Source organism: Dietzia sp. DQ12-76, assembly GCF_014145045.1.
Classification (GTDB): domain Bacteria; phylum Actinomycetota; class Actinomycetes; order Mycobacteriales; family Mycobacteriaceae; genus Dietzia.
Genome location: NZ_JAALDV010000107.1, coordinates 1 through 5,629 on the forward strand (window position 1 = coordinate 1; position 5,629 = coordinate 5,629).

General features: G+C 70.2%; 5 protein-coding genes. 3 read left to right on the forward strand and 2 right to left on the reverse strand.

The genetic code is table 11. The features are described from left to right. Both G6019_RS04835 and G6019_RS04840 read left to right on the forward strand, forming a co-directional pair. Window positions 1–1,620: sensor histidine kinase (locus G6019_RS04835; protein WP_309230162.1), on the forward strand; the 1,620-nt coding region annotated here is incomplete at its 5' end. Window positions 1,621–1,680: 60 nt separating this feature from the next. Next, window positions 1,681–2,343, forward strand: a complete 663-nt coding sequence (locus tag G6019_RS04840; protein ID WP_107757523.1) for a response regulator transcription factor — start codon at window positions 1,681–1,683, stop codon at window positions 2,341–2,343. 86 nt (window positions 2,344–2,429) lie between these two features. Here the strand turns inward: G6019_RS04840 and G6019_RS04845 are convergent, their stop codons facing one another. Both G6019_RS04845 and G6019_RS04850 read right to left on the reverse strand, forming a co-directional pair. Next, window positions 2,430–3,938 (reverse strand): aldehyde dehydrogenase, encoded by a 1,509-nt coding sequence (locus tag G6019_RS04845; protein ID WP_309230163.1) that lies wholly within the window; start codon window positions 3,936–3,938, stop codon window positions 2,430–2,432. Between the two features lie 35 nt (window positions 3,939–3,973). Next, window positions 3,974–4,780, reverse strand: coding sequence for a class I SAM-dependent methyltransferase (locus G6019_RS04850; protein ID WP_309230164.1), 807 nt, complete (start codon window positions 4,778–4,780; stop codon window positions 3,974–3,976). 56 nt (window positions 4,781–4,836) lie between these two features. Between G6019_RS04850 and G6019_RS04855 the strand changes: the two genes are divergently transcribed. After that, the coding region (locus G6019_RS04855) for a glycosyltransferase family 4 protein (RefSeq protein WP_182627131.1) at window positions 4,837–5,629 on the forward strand (793 nt) is incomplete at its 3' end.

Sequence of the window (5,629 nt, forward strand, 5' to 3'; positions counted from 1 at the left end):
GCCTCCGGCCCACGCCGCCGCCACCCCGCGCGGCGAGGGTTCACCCCGCGACTCCTCGCGGACCGACGGCCGGCCCACACCGGGGTGACCCCGCGGCTCGGTAGGTCCCGCTCGGTCCGGTGGTGGTACTCGGCACGCCTGCGCATCACACTCGGCATCACGCTCACCTCGGCGGCCGTGTTCACCGCGATGGTCCTGTTCACCCTGCAGGTGCTCTACCTCACGGCCGAGCGGACGACGGACCTGCGACTCAATCGGGAGGCCGCCGACTTCACGACCTTCATCGATGCCGGGGTGCTGCCGTCGTTCGAGACGGAGGACCCCACGACCGAGCAACTCATCCGTGCCTATCTGGCCCAGCAGTACCCGTCGCCCGAGCTCCTCCTCGTGGGGACCGCCACCACGTCGGGCACGCAGTTCACTCTCTCGAGGTTCAGTGTGGAGGAAGATACCCTCTTCCCCCCGTCCATGAGGTCCCAGATCCAGCGGATCGGCCTGGTGTCAGACGAGGGGTCGGGGGTCATCGACGGCACCGTGCGCTGGCGGAAGGCCGAGGTCGACGGCCCCGCAGGCCCGGCCAACATCGTGGTCGCGATCAGCGACGCCCCCACCCGGGAGGAGACCGACCGCGTCGCCGACCTGCTACTGAGCACCGGCGCCGGCGGCATCGTCCTCAGCGCGCTCGTGGCCTGGCTCCTGGCCGGCCGGATGATCGTCCCGGTCCGTCGGATCCGCGAGGCCGCGGAGACGATCTCGGCCGCGGACCTCTCCCGTCGGGTCCCGGTCGACGGGCCCGACGAGATCGTCTCGCTGGCCGACACGGTCAACGCGATGCTCGAGCGCGTGGAGGAGGCCTACCGGACGCAGAGGGAGTTCCTCGATGACGCCGGGCACGAGCTGCGCACCCCCCTCACCGTGGTGCAGGGCAACCTCGACCTCATGCCCGAGGACCCCGATGCCCGGGCGGAGACGACCCGGATCATGCAGGACGAGTTGTCGCGGATGACCCGGATCGTCGAGGACCTCCTCACCCTCGCGCGGTCCGATCGGCCGGACTTTCTCCGGACCGCCCCCACGGACGTGGCGGAACTGGTGTTGGACGTCGAGGCCAAGATCGACGTGATCGCGGACCGGGAGTGGACGGTGCTCCCGTACGCGGAGGACATCGCCCTACTGGACCAGCATCGGATCACCCAGGCTCTCATCCAGTTCTGCTCCAACGCCGTCCGGTTCACGGGCCCGGGCGACGTCATCGAGATCGGCTGCCGCGCCATCGCCGCCGGGGACCCGACGGTCCCCGCCGACATGGCGGCGGGTCCGTTGCCCGAACCGCCGGAACGCGAGAACTACCGCCGACGCCTGCTGTGGTGGGTGCGGGACACGGGGCCCGGCGTCCCGCCCGGCGAGGAGGAGAGCATCTTCGAGCGCTTCCACACCGCCCGCGGGCAGCTCCGCGACGGGCGCGGCGGTACCGGTCTGGGACTGGCCATCGTCGCGACGATCGCCCGGGCACACGGTGGCCGTGCGTTCGCCTTCAACGCCAAGGGCGGGGGAGCGGCCTTCTGCATCGTCATCCCCTGTATCCCCGCGAGCAACGACTCAGGGGACGACACGGACTGATGTGACGCTCGAAACACGCGTTCCCCGTGGGATACTCCATTGTCGGAGAAGGAGGGTTGCATGACGAACGTTCTCGTCGTGGAGGATGACGATCTCATCCGCTCGGTACTGGTCAAGGCACTCGGCGGCGCCGAGTACACCGCACTCGAGGCTGTGGACGGAGAGAGCGCGCGATCCATCCTGTCGACCATCTCCGACATCGACCTCATGCTGCTCGACATCGGGCTGCCGGACGTCGACGGCCTGGCGCTGCTCCGGGAGGCGCGCGACCGCGGCTTCGCCGCACCCGTCATCATCCTCACGGCCCGTGACACCGTCGCGAACACCGTCGAGGGCCTGGACTCCGGTGCGAACGACTACATGGTCAAGCCGTTCCGGGTGCCGGAGCTGCTCGCCCGCATCCGGCTCCGTCTGCGCGAGCACGAGGCGTCGGAGGACCCGGGGATCCTCGAGCACGCCGGGATGAGACTGGACATCCGCACGCGCCGGGTCGAGGTCGACGGTCGCATCCAGGAACTGACCAACCGTGAGTACTCGCTGCTGGAGATGCTGCTGCGCAACAAGGGCGAGACCATCAGCCGTGAGCAGTTGCTCGAGAGCGTGTGGGGTATGGACTTCGACCCCGGGTCGAACATCGTCAACGTCTACATCCGGTCGTTGCGGCGCAAGATCGGGGAGAACAAGGTCCACACCGTGCGGGGCGTCGGCTACCGCGTGGAGTGAGTTCGCGCGGGATCGCGTCGGCTCTGGTGGCGGGCCGGGAAACCCGGTGAGGTCCCGGCCCGCCGGTCAGGTGCGCGGTCAGCGACTCACCTGGGGGGCTCCCACCCGAACGGCATGAGCACGCTCTGCAGCTCGCAGTAGGCGTCCAGCCCCTCGGGCCCGTTCTCGCGTCCGAGTCCGGAATTCTTGAATCCGCCGAACGGGGCGCTCGGGTCGAAGGCGTACCAGTTGATGCCCATGGTGCCGGTGCGCACCCGCTGCGCCACGGCGAGCGCGGCGTCCGGGTCGGCCGAGTAGACGGCGCCGGCGAGGCCGAACTCGGAGTCGTTGGCGATCTGCACGGCCTCGTCGACGGTGTCGTACGCGATGACCTGGAGCACGGGCCCGAAGATCTCCTCCTGCGCGATGGTCATGGAGTTGTCGACGTCGGTGAACACGGTCGGCTGGACGAAGGCACCCTCGGCGACGCCGGCGGGCAGTCCCTCGACCTTCCCGCCGCCGTAGGCGATGGTCGCGCCCTCCTCGACACCCTTGCGGATGTACCCCTCGACGCTGTCCTTCTGCTTGTGGTTGGCCAGCGGCCCGAAGGCGGTGCCCTCGTCGGACGGGTCACCGACCGGCATGGCCTTGACGTTCTCGACCAGCGCGTCGACCACCTCGGCGTAGCGCGACCGGGGGGCGAGGATACGGTTCTGGGACACACACGCCTGCCCGGAGTTCATCAGCGCGGAGAACACCATGGTGCCGGCGTGGGCGGCGATGTCCGCGTCCTCGAGGATGATCGCCGCGCTCTTGCCGCCGAGCTCGAGCGAACACCGGGTGAGGTTCCGGGCGGCGATGCCCGCGATGTGCTTCCCGACATCGGTGGATCCGGTGAACGAGATCTTGTCGACCTCCGGGTGGGAGACCAGGTGGTCGCCCACGGAACTCGGGCCGGTGACGACCGACAGCACCCCCTCGGGCAGCCCGGCCTCGCGGAACAGGTCCGCCAGCCACAGGGCGGAGAGCGGGGTCGCGGACGACGGCTTGAGGATCACCGAGCTGCCCGAGAGCAGGGCCGGGCCGAGCTTGGCCGAGTTGAGGTAGAGCGGAACGTTCCACGCGGTGACGGCGGCGACCACCCCGACGGGCTGGCGGGTCACCACGGAGGCGCCGAAGTCACCCTGCCGAACCTCGGACCACGGGAAATCGGTGGCCAGCTTCGCGTAGTAGCGCAGCACCGCGAGGGTGGGCGTCACCTGGATCATCGCAGCCGTGCCCGTGGGGGTGCCCATCTCGTCGGAGAGGATGCGGCAGACCTCTGCCTGGCGCTCCTCGAGCATGTCGGCGACCCGCCCGATCAGCGCGCCACGCTCCGCGGGCGGGGTGCGCCGCCACACGCCCGATTCGAAGGAGTCGCGGGCCTGGCTGACCATTTCGTCGACGTCCTCGGTGGTGGTCTCGGCCACCCTCCCGACGACGGCGTTCGTGGCCGGTGACGTCACCTCGAGAACACCCGTGGTGATGGGATCGGTCCAGCGGGTGCCGGAGAAGAGTTTGTCATGGACGACGACCACGGGGACCTCCGCGAGGTAGAAAACGAGAACGCGTTCCACTTCATAGTAGACGAGTGTCCGACTTCGCGCGGCGGCTAGCGCGCCCGCAGCACCAACACGAGATTCGACACCACGACCTCACGCACCACCGGCACCCGCACCAGCCACCACGCCCACCGCGGGTGATACCTCGGGAAGGCGGCGAGCAGGTCGCCCGATCCCGTCCCACGCGCCCACTCGAGACCCTCCGCGCACCCCACTCGGAACAGGGACTCGCCGTACACGTTCTTCGGAGGTCGGCCGTGGCGACGTTCGTACAGCCGCCGCGCGCGCTCCCCACCCAGATAGTGCGTCAACCCCATCTCGTGGCCACCGAACGGGCCGTACCAGAGGGTGTAGGAGACCACGACGAGGCCACCGGGCCTCGTCACCCTGAGCATCTCCTCGGCCATCGTCCAGGGCTCGGGCACGTGCTCGGCCACGTTGGAGGAGATGCACACGTCCACCGATCCCGACCGGATGGGCAGCGACATCCCGCTCCCCCGGACCGACCCCGCCTGGTCCAGTCCGGCTGCCGACATCTCCCCCACATCGGGTTCGACGGAGACGTAGCGCGCCCCCTCGGCGGCGTAGGCATCCGAGAAGTACCCGGGCCCGCCCCCCACGTCGAGCACCGTGAGGCCCGGCAGCCTCGACCCCGGCCCGGCCGGCGGCAGGTCCCCGGCTTCCGCCCACAGGTCCGCCACAAGGTCGACCGTGTCGCGCGCCAGGCCGGAATAGAAGGCATCCGGGTCGGACTGCTCGAGCGGGAACGACCGAAGGAGGCCGAGCGAGCGTCCGAGACTCGCCCGGCGGGCCACCGAACGGAGCGCGCCGGACCGATGATCTGCAGGTGGGGTCACAGCGGAGACGATACCGGCGGACCCGCGCCCGATCCGCGCTGCGTACAGTGTGCGCCGTGGCTCGAATCCTGCTGTTGTGCTGGCGCGACAGCACCCATCCGCAGGGCGGCGGCAGTGAGCGCTACCTGGAGCACGTCGCGGACGGTCTGGCGGCCGCAGGGCACACCGTCGTCTACCGGACCTCCCGTCCCCGCGGAGCGTCCCGTTCGGACGTGAGACGAGGCCCCGCCGGGGCGGGTGTCACGATCAGCCGCGGCGGTGGCCGCTTCACCGTCTACCCGCGGGCACTCGGGGCGATCCTCCTCGGTCGGTTCGGGGTGGGCCCGCTCGGCCGGGTGCGACGACCCGACGTCGTGGTCGACACCCAGAACGGCGTCCCGTTCTTCTCCCGCTTCGCCACCTCCGCGCCCGTGGTGGTGCTGGTCCACCACATCCACCGCGAACAATGGCCCGTCGCCGGGTGGCTTGTCTCGAGGATCGGCTGGTGGATCGAATCGCGCCTCTCGCCGCGCGTGCACTCGGACAGCCAGTACGTCACCGTGTCGCTGCCGTCGGCGGAGGAGCTCGTCGAGCTGGGAGTGTCCCCGGAGCGGATCGCGGTGGTCCGCAACGGTCTGGACCCGCTGCCCGACGGCGTGCGGCCGGGCGCACCCGGGACCCGCGCCGACGGCCCGCGCCTGGCGGTGTTGTCCCGACTGGTGCCGCACAAGCACGTCGAAGACGCCCTGGACGTCGTGGCGGCGCTCCGCGAGAGCCACCCCCGGCTGGTACTGGACGTCATCGGAAGTGGGTGGTGGGCCGACCGCCTCCGCGAGTACGCGTCCGAACGGGGTCTGGACTATGCCCCGG

Coding starts and splice junctions, on each gene's coding strand:
- G6019_RS04840 (WP_107757523.1), top strand. CDS start 1,681: ATGACGAACGTTCTCGTCGTGGAGGATGACGATCTCATCCGCTCGGTA.